Source organism: Ruegeria sp. HKCCD6428, assembly GCF_013110595.1.
GTDB lineage: Bacteria > Pseudomonadota > Alphaproteobacteria > Rhodobacterales > Rhodobacteraceae > Ruegeria.
This window is the reverse complement of sequence record NZ_WVQX01000001.1, coordinates 324,851-340,108: the sequence shown is the minus strand read 5'-3', so window position 1 is coordinate 340,108 and position 15,258 is coordinate 324,851. Positions and strand designations below refer to the sequence as shown.

At 58.6% G+C, this 15,258-nt stretch carries 14 protein-coding genes; 8 read left to right on the top strand and 6 right to left on the bottom strand.

The window, feature by feature from the left end:
* Positions 1 to 46: 46 nt before the first annotated feature.
* Genes GS620_RS01640 through GS620_RS01630 form a run of 3 tightly spaced genes read right to left on the bottom strand, consistent with a single transcriptional unit; the run spans position 47 to position 3,157 of the window.
* Complete coding sequence (locus tag GS620_RS01640) at positions 47 to 1,450, bottom strand: TRAP transporter large permease (protein WP_171613762.1); 1,404 nt, start codon at positions 1,448 to 1,450, stop codon at positions 47 to 49.
* Positions 1,451 to 1,453: 3 nt separating this feature from the next.
* Complete coding sequence (locus GS620_RS01635; protein ID WP_171168513.1) at positions 1,454 to 2,083, bottom strand: TRAP transporter small permease; 630 nt, start codon at positions 2,081 to 2,083, stop codon at positions 1,454 to 1,456.
* Positions 2,084 to 2,140: 57 nt separating this feature from the next.
* Positions 2,141 to 3,157 (bottom strand): C4-dicarboxylate TRAP transporter substrate-binding protein, encoded by a 1,017-nt coding sequence (locus GS620_RS01630; RefSeq protein WP_171613760.1) that lies wholly within the window; start codon positions 3,155 to 3,157, stop codon positions 2,141 to 2,143.
* A gap of 428 nt (positions 3,158 to 3,585) precedes the next feature.
* Between GS620_RS01630 and acs the strand changes: the two genes are divergently transcribed.
* The 8 genes from acs (at position 3,586) to GS620_RS01590 (ending at position 12,979) form a co-directional block, all read left to right on the top strand.
* The gene (gene acs, locus GS620_RS01625) at positions 3,586 to 5,550 is read left to right on the top strand and encodes an acetate--CoA ligase (protein WP_171613758.1); all 1,965 of its coding nucleotides are present in this window, start codon (positions 3,586 to 3,588) and stop codon (positions 5,548 to 5,550) included.
* A gap of 7 nt (positions 5,551 to 5,557) precedes the next feature.
* Entirely contained in the window at positions 5,558 to 6,241 is a 684-nt protein-coding gene (locus GS620_RS01620; protein WP_171614475.1) for an adenylate kinase, read from the top strand.
* Between the two features lie 181 nt (positions 6,242 to 6,422).
* Positions 6,423 to 6,707, top strand: a complete 285-nt coding sequence (locus GS620_RS01615) for a DUF4212 domain-containing protein (protein ID WP_171116351.1) — start codon at positions 6,423 to 6,425, stop codon at positions 6,705 to 6,707.
* Between the two features lie 5 nt (positions 6,708 to 6,712).
* Positions 6,713 to 8,497, top strand: coding sequence for a sodium:solute symporter family protein (locus GS620_RS01610; protein WP_171613756.1), 1,785 nt, complete (start codon positions 6,713 to 6,715; stop codon positions 8,495 to 8,497).
* Positions 8,498 to 8,605: 108 nt separating this feature from the next.
* On the top strand, positions 8,606 to 10,429 hold the full coding sequence (locus GS620_RS01605; protein WP_171228578.1) for a DUF294 nucleotidyltransferase-like domain-containing protein: 1,824 nt from the start codon (positions 8,606 to 8,608) through the stop codon (positions 10,427 to 10,429).
* Positions 10,430 to 10,456: 27 nt separating this feature from the next.
* Complete coding sequence (locus GS620_RS01600) at positions 10,457 to 10,975, top strand: hypothetical protein (RefSeq protein WP_171116357.1); 519 nt, start codon at positions 10,457 to 10,459, stop codon at positions 10,973 to 10,975.
* A 2-nt stretch (positions 10,976 to 10,977) separates the two neighbouring features.
* Entirely contained in the window at positions 10,978 to 12,390 is a 1,413-nt protein-coding gene (locus GS620_RS01595) for a PolC-type DNA polymerase III (RefSeq protein ID WP_171613754.1), read from the top strand.
* 88 nt (positions 12,391 to 12,478) lie between these two features.
* Positions 12,479 to 12,979 carry a flavin reductase family protein gene (locus GS620_RS01590; RefSeq protein WP_171613752.1) on the top strand — a complete coding sequence of 167 codons (501 nt, stop codon included), beginning with the start codon at positions 12,479 to 12,481 and terminating at the stop codon, positions 12,977 to 12,979.
* Here GS620_RS01590 and GS620_RS01585 read toward each other — a convergent pair.
* Genes GS620_RS01585 through GS620_RS01575 form a run of 3 tightly spaced genes read right to left on the bottom strand, consistent with a single transcriptional unit; the run spans position 12,976 to position 15,208 of the window.
* Positions 12,976 to 13,455 carry a DUF6505 family protein gene (locus GS620_RS01585; protein WP_171613750.1) on the bottom strand — a complete coding sequence of 160 codons (480 nt, stop codon included), beginning with the start codon at positions 13,453 to 13,455 and terminating at the stop codon, positions 12,976 to 12,978. The genes GS620_RS01590 and GS620_RS01585 overlap by 4 nt on opposite strands.
* The gene (locus GS620_RS01580) at positions 13,452 to 14,150 is read right to left on the bottom strand and encodes a biotin/lipoate--protein ligase family protein (protein ID WP_171613748.1); all 699 of its coding nucleotides are present in this window, start codon (positions 14,148 to 14,150) and stop codon (positions 13,452 to 13,454) included. Before GS620_RS01580 ends, GS620_RS01585 begins: the two co-directional genes overlap by 4 nt.
* Positions 14,147 to 15,208, bottom strand: a complete 1,062-nt coding sequence (locus tag GS620_RS01575; RefSeq protein ID WP_152457717.1) for an Mrp/NBP35 family ATP-binding protein — start codon at positions 15,206 to 15,208, stop codon at positions 14,147 to 14,149. The genes GS620_RS01580 and GS620_RS01575 overlap by 4 nt, the downstream gene beginning before the upstream one ends.
* Between the last annotated feature and the right edge of the window lie 50 nt (positions 15,209 to 15,258).

Sequence of the window (15,258 nt, the reverse complement as noted above, 5' to 3'; positions counted from 1 at the left end):
CTGGCCACAAATATCCCGGAGCGCGAGGCAGAGCCTCGCTTCCGAGCTACCCCGCAAGCGATGGCAGGTAGAGGACAATACCCGGGAAAGCCACGAGAGCTGCGATGGTCAGGGCGTCGGCAATGAAAAAGGGTGTGACACCCTTGAAAACATCCTGAACGCTCAGGTCCGGGCGCACACCGGCAACGACAAAGCAGTTCAGCCCGATGGGCGGTGTAATCAGGCAAAACTCGGCCATTTTGACGACCAGAATGCCAAACCAGATCGCGCACATCGGGCCGGACATTCCAAACGCGCTGTCGGCGGCACTGACGGTTTCACCACCATTCAGGGCCATCACCGCCGGATAGACGACGGGCAAGGTCAAAAGCAGCATCCCGATCGCGTCCATGAACATGCCCAACACCGCATATGCCAGCAGAATGCAGATCAGGATCATCATGGGCGACATCTCGAGCCCCGTAATCCAATCCGAGAAGGCACCCGGAAGGTCGGCGAACCCAAGAAACCGCACATAGATCAGAACGCCCCAGATGATCGAAAAAATCATCGCCGTCAGTTTGGCGGTTTCCAAAAGTGCGGATTTGAACTCGGCCCAGCGCATTCCGTGGAACAAGGCGAAACAGAATACGATGAAGGCGCCAATGGCACCGCCTTCCGTCGGAGTGCCCCATGCTTTTTCACCAAACGGGTTATAGACAAAGCAAATGATAATCAGAATGACGGCGACAATCGGAATGGCACCGGGAAGTGCTGCAAAGCGCTGTTTCCAGGAAAACCCCGTGACCGGCGGGCCAACGGATTTGAAGATCACTGCAATCCCAATGATCAGAAGGCCGTACACGATTGCGGAAAACGCACCCGGAATGAAACCCGCCAACAGCAGTTTCCCGACATCCTGCTCGACGATGATCGCGTAGATCACCAGAATGGCCGAAGGCGGGATCAGGGAGGCCAGCGTCCCGCCCGCGGCAACCACACCTGCTGCAAAGCGTTTGTTATAGCCCACCTTCAGCATTTCCGGAATCGCGATACGGGCGAAGACGGCGGACGTCGCAACCGAAGCTCCGGACACCGCAGCGAAGCCGGCCGTGGCGAAAACGGTCGAAACCGCCAACCCGCCGGGCACCCATGCGACCCAGCGTTTTGCGGCCTCGAACAAAGCGCGGGTAAGCCCCGCGTAATACGCCAGATATCCAATCAGGATAAAGGTCGGAATCAGGCTGAGAGTGTGGGACGCGACCTTGGAATGTGGCACCTGCCCCGCGGTCTTGACCGCCACTGTCAGCGCCTTGCCAAACCGTTCCGGATCGTAACCGAACTTGGCCCAGAAAATCCAAACCAGTCCGACAAGCCCTGCCAAACCGGCTGCAAAGGCAACCCGCATGCCCGCCACGACAAGGACCAGAAGGCCGCCAGTGACCCAGAGGCCAATCTCAATCGTGTCCATCTATCAGTCCTGCCCTTCGAACTGTTCGGCCTCGGCCGCCGCCTGCGCCGCTGCATCCTGTATCAACGGAACGGCCGCCGGAGCGCCCAGCCCCAGCCAGAACGCCCGACCATACCCCCAGACTTGCAGCGCAAGGCGCAGGCAGAGAACGGAAAATGCAACGGGTGCCAGCAGCTTGGCCGGCCACAAGGGTATGCCGATGTCGATCGAACTGTCCCGGCTCCACATTGGGGCGCCAAAATCAAAGGACCGGTCGAAATGAGACCAACTGCCCCAAACCAGAGCCAGCATCAGGATCAGGATCAGAACCACCGAGAGCAGTTCGAACAGCCACAAAGCCCGACCGTGCAAGCGGGATATGACGATATCCATCCGGATATGCCCCCCATCACGCTGAACATATGAAATGCCCAGAAAAGCGATGAGAGGCATCGCCTGTTCGATCCAGTCCACGTAGCCCGGCAAAGGAGCATTCAGCGCATTTCGACCACTGACCGACACAACGGCCAATACCATCAGTGAAAAAACCGCCAATCCGCTGATCAGTGCCAGAAACCGTTCGAGCACGAGCAAACGCTGATCCAACTGGCTCAGACGGCTGCCGTCTACCAGAACCGTGGCTTGTCCTGCCATTCCGGTGTTTCCTTGTTGTTTGTTGCCGGGCGCCTTGAAAGCACCCGGTCGTGTGGATCAGTTGCCGCCGCGCTGTTGCTTCAGCGTCGTCTGGACAAGATCGTAAAGGTCCTGCGCCGGCAGGCCCTGTGCGGTCATGTCCGCAATCCATTTTTCACGGATCGGATCAGCGGCCTTTGTGCGGAACTCTTCAATTACCGCGTCGTCGATCATGACCTTCTGGACACCCTTTTCTTCCAGGACACTGTCCCATTGTTCGAGCAAGCCGCCGTAATTCGCAAGGTAGTGGTCGATCGCCTCGTCAATCGAGCTGTCCAGAGCTTCACGATGTTCGGCTGGCAGGGCCTCATAGGCATCGATGTTGACGACAACCGGGCAGTTCACCGTTCCCGGATTCAGGTTCGCGGTCCACCAGTCCGCTTCGTTGATCGTTCCGAATGACAGGTGCGCGTGCTGGGCAAAGGCCACGGTGTCGACGACGCCCGATTCCATCGCATTGAAGGCTTCGGTCGCCGGAACCGATGTCGGCACCCCTCCGACCGCCTCGAAGGCCTGACCAAGGCCACCGGTCGCCCGGACCCGCATTCCGTCAAATTCAGCCAGTTCATCCCGCGGCTCGCCCGTGCCGACAAGGTTATACTGCGGCATTGGCGAGGTCATGATGATGCGGGCGTTCCATTGCGCCATCTCTTCCTTGACCGCCGGATGGTCGTATACCGCATGGCTTATCGCAACTTCTTCCTGCAGGTTGTTCACACCCAGGAACGGCAGTTCCAAAACGGTGATCGCCCGGTTCTTGTCGCGGTGATAGCCGGCACAGAACTGAGCCATCTCAAAGGCGCCGATTTCGATCCCGTCCAGGTTTTCCCTGGGTTTGGACAACCCGCCATAGCTGACATTGATGGTGAATTCGCCACCGGTTTTTTCGCTGACCAGTTCGGCCAGCTTTTCAACATGTTCCGTAAAGGCGCGGCGCTTGCCCCAGACGGATGCGTTCCATTCTGTCGCCGCGGCTTCGGTCACAAAAGCAACGCCAAGGGCGGCGACTGCGGCACCGCTCAACATCTTTTTCATAGTTTTGTCTCCCATAGGTGCGCCCCCTACCGAGGCGCTTGCCGATCAAGCTAGCGCCAACACTCGATTGTGCCAACCCTAACCGGTATTTGCGTATTTTGCAGAATAAGCCCCAGAAATGACCCAAGACGACAGAAGCCTTGAGGTCACCTGTCGTTGCAACCACAATTGACACACAGCGCCCTCAATTCTCGTTACTTTTAAGTGGCTGTTTTTGTTCTATTTTAGTGATTCTTTTGCCGATTTTTTTACAGATTTGGCCATATTGTTGAAATTTCTTTACAAAGAAATCCAAGGATTACACCAATTTATTTATTTATTTTCAGAACGCGGTAATATTCAAACTTGGGGAGGAACAGGATCGACATTGCCTGAATGACAGGCAAAAAATCCAAAAGCAATCCAGTCCAGAGGGAGGAGCCTCAAAGATGACCACCGCTGCCCAGGCAGATGCCAAGACTTATCCGCCATCCGCAGAAACTGTCGCTCGTGCGCATGTCGATGCGGCAAAGTATGCTGACATGTACGCAGCCTCAATCAGCGACCCCGACGCGTTCTGGGGCGAGCAAGGCAAGCGCATCGACTGGATCAAGCCCTTCACCCAGGTCAAGGACGTCAGTTACGAGTTTGGCTCGGTCAAGATCAACTGGTATGCCGATGGCACGTTGAATGTGTCGGCCAACTGCCTGGATCGTCATCTAAAAACCCGCGGCGACCAAACCGCGATCATCTGGGAGCCGGATGATCCGAATGACCCGGCCCAGCATATCTCTTACGCAGAATTGCACCGCCGCACTTGCCGGATGGCCAACATTCTGGAATCCCTTGGCGTGCGCAAGGGCGATCGCGTGGTCATCTATCTGCCGATGATCCCCGAAGCCGCTTACGCCATGCTGGCCTGTGCGCGGATCGGCGCAATTCATTCGATCGTTTTTGCGGGCTTCTCGCCCGACGCTCTGGCCGCGCGCATCAACGGGTGCGACGCCAAGGTCGTGATCACTGCGGATGAAGCGCCGCGTGGCGGCCGCAAAACGCCGCTGAAATCCAACGCAGACGCCGCCCTGCTGCACTGCAAAGACACGGTAAAATGCCTTGTGGTCAAGCGCACCGGCGGTCAGACCACCTGGATCGACGGTCGCGACTTTGACTACAACGAAATGGCGCTCGAGGCTGACGACTATTGCGCCCCAGCCGAAATGAACGCCGAAGATCCTTTGTTCATCCTTTACACGTCCGGTTCGACCGGTCAGCCCAAGGGCGTTGTGCACACCACGGGGGGGTATCTTGTTTACGCCTCGATGACGCAAGAGATCACATTCGATTATCACGAAGGTGACGTGTACTGGTGCACCGCTGACGTGGGCTGGGTCACCGGGCACAGCTATATCGTCTATGGCCCGCTGGCCAATGGCGCAACCACGCTGATGTTCGAAGGCGTGCCCACTTACCCCGACGCCTCGCGCTTCTGGCAGGTCTGCGAAAAGCACAAGGTCAACCAGTTCTACACCGCCCCCACTGCGATCCGCGCCCTGATGGGTCAGGGCAATGAGTTTGTCGAGATATGCGACCTCAGCGATCTTCGCATTCTGGGCACCGTGGGTGAACCGATCAACCCCGAAGCCTGGACCTGGTACAACGAGGTTGTCGGCAAAGGCAAATGCCCCATCGTCGATACTTGGTGGCAGACCGAAACCGGCGGCCACCTGATGACGCCGCTGCCCGGTGCACATGCGATGAAACCCGGATCGGCCATGAAGCCGTTCTTTGGCATCGAACCGGTGGTTCTGGACCCGCAATCCGGTGTTGAAATCGAAGGCAACGGTGTCGAGGGCGTTCTGTGTATCAAAGACAGCTGGCCCGGCCAGATGCGCACCGTCTGGGGCGATCATGAGCGGTTCGAGAAAACCTATTTCTCGGATTACAAAGGCTACTATTTCACGGGTGACGGCTGCCGCCGCGACGAAGATGGCGATTATTGGATTACCGGTCGTGTAGACGACGTGATCAACGTGTCCGGTCACCGCATGGGCACCGCCGAGGTGGAAAGCGCGCTGGTTGCACATGCTGCAGTGGCCGAGGCTGCCGTGGTTGGATACCCTCATGAAATCAAAGGGCAAGGCATCTATTGCTATGTCACGTTGATGAATGATCGCGAGCCTTCGGACGAGTTGATGAAAGAGCTGCGCACATGGGTCCGCACCGAGATCGGCCCGATTGCATCCCCGGATGTGATCCAGTGGGCACCCGGCCTGCCGAAAACGCGCTCGGGCAAGATCATGCGCCGTATCCTGCGCAAGATCGCCGAGAACGATTTCGGATCCTTGGGCGACACTTCGACACTGGCCGATCCGTCGGTGGTCGAAGACCTGATCGAAAACCGTGCGAACAAGTGAGGGTATGATGGACGCTGCCACGATCACCACGCCCGCCGTTCTCATCCTTCTCGGCCCTCCGGGTGCCGGGAAGGGCACACAGGCCCGGATGCTGGAAGAAAAATTCGGACTTGTACAACTCAGCACCGGTGACCTGCTGCGCGAAGCGGTCGCGGCCGGAACCGAAGCCGGCAAAGCGGCAAAAGCCGTTATGGAAGCCGGCGATCTGGTCAGCGATGAAATCGTCATCGCCATCCTGCGCGACCGCATGGCACAGCCGGATTGCGCCAAGGGCGTCATTCTGGACGGTTTCCCGCGCACGACGGTTCAGGCCGAAGCGCTGGACAGCCTGCTGGCATCGAACAACCAGAAGATCAACGCCGCAATCAGCCTCGAGGTGGAAGACGCAGAAATGGTGACCCGTATTTCGGGCCGCTACACCTGCGCCGGCTGTGGTGAAGGCTACCATGACCAGTTCAAGAAGCCTGCCGTAGAAGGCAAATGCGACAAGTGTGGCCATACCGAATTCAAGCGCCGCGCCGACGACAATGCCGAAACGGTGGCCTCGCGCCTTGCAGCGTACCACGCGCAGACGGCACCACTGATCGCCTACTATGACGGTCAGGGCGTGCTGCAGCGTACAAACGCCATGGGCAGGATCGAAGACATTGCCAATGGCCTTGAAGGGATCGTTAGTAAAGTCATGAAATAGGGGGTGGATTTAGGGCCGCAAGGCTCTGATCCCAAACAGAATACTTCAAAAGACCGCCTTGGCGGACTGGAGGAGTTTTGCCTGACGTCACATGGCGTCTGGCGCAAGTGAGAAGCGGCCCGACGCACTGGAGGATGTGGGCATCGGGCCGTCCAACGAGGAAGCGAAGGAGGAACCCGCAATGGCGGATCAATCAACAAACTCCGCGCAGACTGCCGAAGCCGACAAAGGCTATTGGCAGGCGAACCTGCGTCTCATCTACATCAGCCTCGTGATCTGGGCGCTGGTGTCTTTTGGATTCGGCATTCTGCTGCGTCCATTGCTGTCCGGCATCGCCGTTGGCGGCACCGATCTGGGCTTTTGGTTCGCTCAGCAGGGATCGATCCTGGTCTTTCTGGTGCTGATCTTCAACTACGCCTGGCGCATGAACAAGCTGGACGCTGAATTCGGCGTGGACGAGGAGTAAGCAGCATGGACCAGTTTACCATCAACCTGCTGTTTGTCGGCGCGTCATTTGCGCTGTACATCGGCATTGCGATCTGGGCCCGCGCGGGGTCCACATCGGAATTCTACGCCGCCGGTCGCGGCGTTCACCCGGTCACCAACGGTATGGCGACAGCGGCGGACTGGATGTCTGCGGCCTCGTTCATCTCGATGGCGGGCCTGATTGCCTTCACCGGCTATGACAACTCGACCTTCCTGATGGGGTGGACCGGTGGCTATGTTCTGCTGGCACTGCTGCTTGCGCCCTACCTGCGTAAGTTCGGCAAATACACCGTCTCGGAATTCATCGGCGACCGTTTCTACAGCCAGACCGCACGTATCGTTGCTGTGATCTGTCTGATCGTTGCTTCGGTGACTTACGTTATCGGTCAGATGACCGGCGTGGGCGTGGCCTTCGGCCGCTTTCTTGAGGTGTCGAACACCTCCGGTCTGCTGATCGGTGCCTGTGTGGTGTTTGCCTACGCGGTGTTCGGTGGGATGAAAGGCGTGACCTATACTCAGGTCGCTCAGTACTGCGTGCTGATCACCGCCTACACCATCCCGGCGATCTTCATCTCGCTGCAGTTGACCGGTACGCCGGTTCCGGCGCTGGGTCTGTTCAGCGATACCGCCAGCGGTGAGCCTCTGCTGACCAAGCTGGACGCGATCGTGACCGAGCTGGGCTTTGCCGAGTATACAGCGCATCATTCGAACACGCTGAACATGGTGCTGTTCACGCTGTCGCTGATGATCGGTACTGCGGGTCTGCCGCACGTCATCATGCGCTTCTTCACCGTGCCGAAAGTCTCTGACGCACGTTGGTCGGCTGGCTGGACTCTGGTCTTCATCGCTCTGCTGTACCTGACCGCCCCAGCGGTTGGCGCAATGGCGCGTCTGAACATCACCGACATGATGTGGCCCAATGGTGGCATCGAAGGTGGTGCCGTTTCCGTCGAGGATATCGACAACGATCCACGCTATGACTGGATGCAGACGTGGCAGAAAACTGGTCTGCTGGACTGGGAAGACAAGAACGGCGACGGCAAGATCCAGTACTACAATGACCAAAATGCCGACATGCAGGCACTTGCGGAAGAAAAAGGCTGGGTCGGTAACGAGCTGACCAAGTTCAACCGCGACATCCTGGTTCTGGCCAACCCCGAGATCGCCAACCTGCCGGGTTGGGTGATCGGTCTGGTCGCTGCCGGTGGTCTTGCAGCTGCTCTGTCGACCGCTGCGGGCCTGTTGCTGGCGATCTCGTCGGCGGTGTCCCACGACCTTGTCAAAGGCGCGATCAACCCGCAAATCTCTGAAAAAGGAGAACTGCTGGCCGCTCGTATCGCAATGGCTGTGGCCATCGTCGTTGCAACCTATCTGGGTCTGAACCCACCGGGATTTGCTGCGCAAACCGTGGCCTTGGCCTTTGGTCTGGCGGCTGCCTCGATCTTCCCGGCGCTGATGATGGGGATTTTCTCGACCCGCATCAACAACACCGGTGCCGTCGCAGGTATGCTGGCTGGTCTGATCGTAACCCTGGTTTACATCTTCCTGCACAAGGGCTGGCTGTTCATTCCGGGCACCAACTCGTTCACTGATGCTGATCCGCTGCTGGGTCCGATCAAGTCGACCTCGTTCGGCGCCATCGGTGCAGTGATCAACTTCGGCGTCGCTTACGTCGTCGCCGGAATGACCAAAGAGACTCCGCCGGAGATCGTTGAATTGGTCGAAAGCGTACGCATTCCCCGTGGTGCGGGCGCAGCTCAGAATAAGTGAGCTTGATGCGGTCGTTGGTTCTTGCCTTCGACCGCGTCTTTCGATCCACTGTTCCCGCCCGGCACACCACTGGGCGGGATTTTTTAACCAGAAAACCGGAGACAACACATGCCCCTGTCCCATGATGAAATTGCCCGGTTTCTGAAATCCGTTCACCCCTATGACGTGTTGCCTTCCGACGCCCTGGATCAGATCGTCAAACAGATCGAGGTCTGGGAAGTTGAGGAGGACGCTTCTGTCTATGAGTTGGGTCACAAGTTGCCCGGGGTGTTCTTGATCTACGAAGGACAGGTTGAGATTACTGATGAGAACGGGGCCATCGTCTCTCATCTGGGGCTGCGCAACTCCTTCGGCGAGAGAGGCCTGCTGAAAGACGGCAAAGCCGCCACCAAAGCCCGTGCTCATACGCCGTCTGTCCTGATGGTTCTGCCACCGGATTTGGTGCGCAGTTTGATCGACAACCACGATGTCGTCGCCAAATTCTTCAATCGAACCCGTGGAGGTCGCAGCGGCCCGCAAAGCCTTGCGACCAGTTCGATTGACGTTCTGATGGCGCGCGATCCCGCCACCTGCCCTGCGGACACGACAGTTCAGGAAGCGGCACGGATCATGCGCGACAAACACATCTCGTCGCTATGCGTGACAGATGGAGAGAAGTTGAAAGGTATCGCCACCCTGCGGGACATTTCGGGCAAATATGTTGCGGACGGGTTGCCCGCAACCACACGGATTTCCGAAATCATGACTGCAAATCCCGTGACGCTGTCGCCCAGCGATATCGGCTCGGACGTTCTGCATATCATGATGGAGCGCGGCATTGGCCATATCCCTGTTTCCGAAGGCGGTCGTCTGGTCGGGATCGTGACGCAGACCGATCTGACCCGCTATCAGGCCGTCAACTCGGCCGAGTTGGTTGGTCGGATCGCAAAGGCTGACAGTGCCGAAGAGATGGCGAGGGTGACGGCGGAAATTCCGCAGTTGCTGGTTCAGTTGGTTGCCGGCGGGAACCGACACGAGATTGTCACGCGGCTGATCACCGATATTGCAGACACGGTTACCCGCCGCCTGCTGAAATTGGCCGAATCTGAACTGGGTCCGCCACCTGTACCCTATTTGTGGCTGGCCTGCGGCTCACAGGGACGGCAAGAACAAACCGGCGTATCGGATCAGGACAATTGCCTGATGCTGGACGATAGCGTCACCGACGCCGATATGTCCTATTTCACCAAACTGGCCAAATTCGTCTCTGACGGGCTGGACGTCTGCGGGTACTTTTACTGCCCCGGCGACATGATGGCGACCAATCCGCGCTGGTGCCAGCCGGTTCGTGTCTGGCGCGACTATTTCAAAGGCTGGATTGCTAAGCCAAACCCCGAGGCGCAGATGCTGGCCTCGGTCATGTTCGACCTGCGCCCCATCGGCGGCGCATTTGAGTTGTTTGGCGATCTGCAAGCGGACACTCTGGCAGTGGCCAGGGCAAACTCGATCTTCGTCGCACACATGATTTCGAACTCGCTGAAGCACACGCCCCCCCTGGGCCTGCTGCGCGGTTTCGCGACGATCCGCTCGGGCGAGCATCGCAATACGCTGGATCTGAAACACAACGGAGTTGTGCCCGTCGTCGATCTGGCGCGCATCTACGCACTGCAAGGCGAGCTGACCGAGGCCAACACCCGCGCCCGTCTGAAAGCAGCCGAGGCCAGTGGCGTGCTCAGCCCTTCTGGTGCGCGTGACTTGCTGGACGCCTATGATCTGATCGCTGAAACCCGGCTGGAGCATCAGGTGCGGCTGGTTAAATCCGGAGCGATGCCCGACAACTACCTGCCACCGTCTGAATTGTCGGACTTTGAGCGAAGTCATCTGCGTGATGCTTTCGTGGTGGTAAAAACGATGCAATCGGCAGTTGGCCACGGCAAGGGAATGCTGGGCTGACATGCGACTGACCAACGGAGAGACCACATGTTTCTGGAACTGATCGGCACGATTTTCGCAGGGGTCGCATGTGCCGGCATCGTTCTTCTGCTGAACAAGCTGACCGGAGGGCGTTTGCCAAAATGGACAACGCCGGTTGCGGCCGGTCTTGGAATGATCGCGATGACCATCAACAGCGAATATTCCTGGTACGATCGCACGCGCGACCAACTGCCGGAAGAGATGACCATCGTGCAAGAGGTCGAAAGCCGCGCGTTTTATCGTCCCTGGACCTACGCGGTGCCGTTCGTTGACCGGTTTGCCGCAATCGACACCGTATCGGTGCGCACAAACGAAAACGTTCCGGAACAACGGCTTGTCGATCTTTACTTCTTTGGCCGCTGGGCTCCGGTTTCGAAACTGCCGGTGGCCGTGAATTGTGCAGAAGGCCGCCGCGCCAACCTGGCGGATGGTGCCGAATTTGCCGAGGACGGGCGTCTGGTGAACGCTGACTGGATTGCAGCCGGAACCAATGACCCCGTCATCGCAGCCACTTGCGGGGTGTAATCATGCTGACTGGATTGAGTTTGAGGCTCAGGATCTTTCTGTTCTTCTGCCTCCTCGCCCTGGGCGGGGTTGCCATCAGCGCCACCGCTCTCTGGATCACCTATTCCCGTGCGGGAAACCCCGGTCTGCTGAATGATTTCGTCTTCGCCGAAATCCTTATCGGATTTGGATTTCTGGCACTGGTCGCGGGTGTTTGGCTGCTGTTCGACGACAACGTCGCCAAACCGATCGAACGGCTTTCCGCCCAACTGCGGGCCCGTGCACATGCCGGTGTAAGCACCGACCTGGACATGCAGGCCGCGCGGTATCTGGGTGATCTTGCCCCGGCAGCGGCGGGGTTGGCGGAACAACTGGCCTCGAACGCCATGCGCACGGCCGAGGCCGTGGCCGCCGAAACCGCGCATCTGGCCGCCGAAAAACAGCGCCTGACCGCGCTGCTGACGGAAATCCCGGTGGCCATGCTGCTGGCTAGTCCGAAGCATCAGATCGTTCTGTACGATGGGCAGGCCGCCGAGGTTCTTGCCCAGATCGCGCATCCTCGTTTGAACGCCTCTCTTTTCGAATATCTCGAAGCCACCGGCCTGACAGACGCTTATGCCAAGATGTGCAAAACCGGAAAGGACGTCTATTGCACCCTGTCCAGCGTGGATGGGCGGCAGACATACTCCGCCCGGATGAAACCTTTGGGGGATGCACCTGGGTATATGCTTGTCTTCGAAGACAGCGCGGCACATATGTCACCGGACGATGCCCGCCCGCTGGTCTATGATTTCGAACTTCTCAATACACCGGGGGATGATGCGTTTGAGAACCGCCCCCTGTCAGATCTGTGCTTCGTGGTCTTCGACACGGAAACAACAGGATTGCTGCCTCACAAGGATGAGATTGTGCAGATCGGCGCAGTACGCGTTCTGAATGGCAAAATCGTTCAGGGTGAGCATCTGGACATGCTGGTTGATCCCGGCATTCCAATTCCCCCGGCCTCGACCAAAGTACACAAGATCAGCGACCGCATGGTTCAAGGCGCGCCGGATATTGCCGAAGCCGGGCGCGTATTCCATCAGTTCTCGCGTGACGCGGTGATCGTGGCACATAACGCCCCGTTCGACATGGCGTTCCTGCGTCGTCATGCCAAACGGATGAGTGTTGAATGGGACCATCCGATACTCGACACGGTCCTGCTATCTGCGGTGCTGTTCGGGGCCAGCGATACACACACGCTGGACGCCTTGTGTGAACGGCTGGAAATCACGATCCCCGAAACGTTGCGCCATACCGCACTGGGCGACGCGGTTGCCACGGCCGAGGCATTGATCAAGATGCTGCCGATCCTGCAAGCACGCGGCCTGACGACTTTTGGCGAGGTGATCATGGAAACCCGCAAACATGGTCGTTTGCTGGAAGATCTGAACTGACGGCATAAATTGCACCCGGCAGTCAGCTTTTCATGGACAATCCGGGCCACGCATGGCACCTGATGCGCGGCCAAGGATTAAGCCCGCAATGACCGAAAAGACCTTCAGACCAACCCCGGATCAAAGCCCCGCCTTTCGGGAAGCGCTGGGATGCTTTGGCACCGGTGTCACGGTGATTACCGCGCAATCCGACAAGGGCCCGCGTGCCATAACGGTGAATTCATTTGCCTCAGTCTCATTGGATCCGCCACTGGTCCTGTGGTGTCTGGCCAGGGAATCATTCCGATTTGATACGTTCAGTACCTGTGATCTCTATTCGATCCACGTCATGGCGCAGGATCAGCAGGATCAGGCGTTGCGGTTTGCACGCGATGGGGCGGATTTCTCACATGCCGACTGGACCGAGGATGAGGCCGGGCGTCCACATCTGGCCCAGTGTCTGGCCCGGTTCGATTGCCGCCTTAATGCCCGTCATGACGCAGGGGATCATCTGATCATCGTGGGTCAGGTAGAGCAGGTCATGTATCGCACCGGCAAAGGGCTGATCTTCAAACGCGGGCAGTTCGGCGGGTTTGTCGACCTGATCTAATCGTCCAGCGACCCGTGAACCGCCAACGCCTCCAGTTCCGCGTCCTGAGGAGTGATCACGCGAAAGGCTTCGTGAACGCCTGTCTCTGTCAATTCCCTTGCGACGGTCAACAACGTGTTGGCAGGATGGTCTTCGCACAACTCCGACATGTGGTCGATTTCAGCTTGCGCAACGCCCAATGCGGCCTCGACCGAGGGTGCGCCATAGAACTGCACAAAATGTTCGGCCAGGTTATAAGTAATCTGATCTTTCTCTGCGGCTTCGATCTGCGTCACGGCGACAAAAGTCACCCGGCCAAAGGTTTCCAACCCCAGCCAACCGTTCGCAAATGCCTGTCGTGCCTTGCCTTCAAGATCACCCTGCCCCCAGTTGGAAAACTCAAACCCGCCTGAAACGCACCACTCTCCGGTGCGCGCCGGGGAATGAAACACGTTCATGTCGCTTTCGTCGAAATGGATCGCTCGGGCCAGTTTCATTCTCGGTTCTCCAACAAGTCAGTCAGGGGGCGCAGATGCGTATCGACCCCGTCGCGGATCAGCATCCCGAAACGTTCATCCGTTCCAAGGAATACGCCACCGTCGATCAGCGGTTCGCCCACGCCGCGCAGCAGGCCCATCCATTCGGCGTGCAAGGACGCGTTGCCATCCTCCTGCCAACGGTTGAGCCAGGTCAACATGTGTCGTGACCAGCTTTCCACCAACTGCGTTGCAGAAACCTCGGCACAGCCTTCATCGTACAGCGCGGTGATATCAGGGGTTTCACCCGGCGCATCACTGGTTTGCAACAGCGTCAGCTCCCAACCGACGATCAGCCAGTCCGGCTCTTCTTCGGGCATTGATGTTGACGCAGCCGCGCGAAACCGGCCGCACCGCGCGCCGTTCACGCAAATCAGACCATCCCAACCCAGATGCACCGCAACCTCTGGCGGGGCCAAAGCACCCAGCGCGTTCTGGAATCCCACAGCACAAAGCGGCAGCATCGCCACGGCATCCTGCAACGGTACCTCGGGGGCAAAAACAATTGCCACGCGCAGGAAATCCGCCTGAATATTGTAGACAACCGTCCCCGCATCACAGCCTAGCGCAGCCATGGCCTGCGCGCGCTCGAACGGGTCTTCCCCACCCTGAACCGGGTGGCCCGTCAGCAAGGGTGGGAAAACCGGCTGGCTCATGCGTTGCCTTTGGCGATCATGTCGCGGGCGATCTTGCGGAATGCCTCGGCCTGCGGGCTGTCAGGTTTGCTGACCACGATGGGCGCGCCTCCGTCGGCGGCGACGCGGATGTCCAGATGCAAGGGGATTTCACCCAGCAGCGGCACGCCCAGCGCCTCTGCCTCGGACTTGACACCACCATGACCGAAAACATGTTCTTCGTGCCCACAGTTCGAACAGATATGCGTGGACATGTTTTCGATCATCCCGACAATGGGTGTCTTGAGCTGGTTGAACATGTCGATCCCTTTTCGGGCATCAATCAGGGCCACGTCCTGCGGCGTTGAAACGACAATGGCACCATCCACCTGGAACTTCTGGCTCAGCGTCAGTTGCACGTCACCGGTGCCGGGCGGCAGATCGACGATCAGAACATCCAGCGCGCCCCATTGCACCTGGCTCATCATTTGTTGCAGCGCACCCATCAGCATCGGCCCGCGCCAGACAACCGCCTGACCTTCGTTGGTCATCAAACCCATCGACATCATGGTGACCCCGTGGTTGCGCAGCGGCAGGATTGTCTTGCCGTCAGGGCTGGCCGGACGACCCGAGACACCCAACATCCGGGGTTGCGACGGCCCGTAAACATCCGCATCCAGCAGACCTACACGCCGGCCTTCCGCAGCCAATGCGCAGGCAAGGTTGGCCGAAACGGTGGATTTGCCAACCCCACCCTTGCCGGAGGCAACGGCGATGATCCGATCCACACCCGGCACTGCCTGCGGCCCGGTTTGCGATGGCTTGGGTTTCGGTTTCAGATCCGGCGGTGCCTTGTCGGAATGCGCGGTCATCAAGGCCGAAACATTTGCCACGCCTTCCACCATCTGAGCGGCCTTTTCAGCCGTGGCGCGGACGGGTTCCATCTTTTCCGCATATTTCGGGTCGACCTCAAGCACGAAGCGTACCGTGTCGCCTTCCACATTCAAGGCGCGCACGATGCCTGCGCTTACGATGTCCTGCCCGGATACCGGGTCGGTGATCTTTTTCAGGTTCGCCAGAACCGCGTCACGAACACTCATGCTTGTTCCCCTTGATCCGCCCTGCTGACAGGGGCGTGCGTATCGACTCG

What these genes read in the sequence shown, in the direction of transcription:
- GS620_RS01640 (WP_171613762.1), bottom strand. Translation starts at nt 1,450, where the DNA reads ATGGACACGATTGAGATTGGCCTCTGGGTCACTGGCGGCCTTCTGGTC.
- GS620_RS01635 (WP_171168513.1), bottom strand. Translation starts at nt 2,083, where the DNA reads ATGGCAGGACAAGCCACGGTTCTGGTAGACGGCAGCCGTCTGAGCCAG.
- GS620_RS01630 (WP_171613760.1), bottom strand. Translation starts at nt 3,157, where the DNA reads ATGAAAAAGATGTTGAGCGGTGCCGCAGTCGCCGCCCTTGGCGTTGCT.
- acs (WP_171613758.1), top strand. Translation starts at nt 3,586, where the DNA reads ATGACCACCGCTGCCCAGGCAGATGCCAAGACTTATCCGCCATCCGCA.
- GS620_RS01620 (WP_171614475.1), top strand. Translation starts at nt 5,558, where the DNA reads ATGGACGCTGCCACGATCACCACGCCCGCCGTTCTCATCCTTCTCGGC.
- GS620_RS01615 (WP_171116351.1), top strand. Translation starts at nt 6,423, where the DNA reads ATGGCGGATCAATCAACAAACTCCGCGCAGACTGCCGAAGCCGACAAA.
- GS620_RS01610 (WP_171613756.1), top strand. Translation starts at nt 6,713, where the DNA reads ATGGACCAGTTTACCATCAACCTGCTGTTTGTCGGCGCGTCATTTGCG.
- GS620_RS01605 (WP_171228578.1), top strand. Translation starts at nt 8,606, where the DNA reads ATGCCCCTGTCCCATGATGAAATTGCCCGGTTTCTGAAATCCGTTCAC.
- GS620_RS01600 (WP_171116357.1), top strand. Translation starts at nt 10,457, where the DNA reads ATGTTTCTGGAACTGATCGGCACGATTTTCGCAGGGGTCGCATGTGCC.
- GS620_RS01595 (WP_171613754.1), top strand. Translation starts at nt 10,978, where the DNA reads ATGCTGACTGGATTGAGTTTGAGGCTCAGGATCTTTCTGTTCTTCTGC.
- GS620_RS01590 (WP_171613752.1), top strand. Translation starts at nt 12,479, where the DNA reads ATGACCGAAAAGACCTTCAGACCAACCCCGGATCAAAGCCCCGCCTTT.
- GS620_RS01585 (WP_171613750.1), bottom strand. Translation starts at nt 13,455, where the DNA reads ATGAAACTGGCCCGAGCGATCCATTTCGACGAAAGCGACATGAACGTG.
- GS620_RS01580 (WP_171613748.1), bottom strand. Translation starts at nt 14,150, where the DNA reads ATGAGCCAGCCGGTTTTCCCACCCTTGCTGACGGGCCACCCGGTTCAG.
- GS620_RS01575 (WP_152457717.1), bottom strand. Translation starts at nt 15,208, where the DNA reads ATGAGTGTTCGTGACGCGGTTCTGGCGAACCTGAAAAAGATCACCGAC.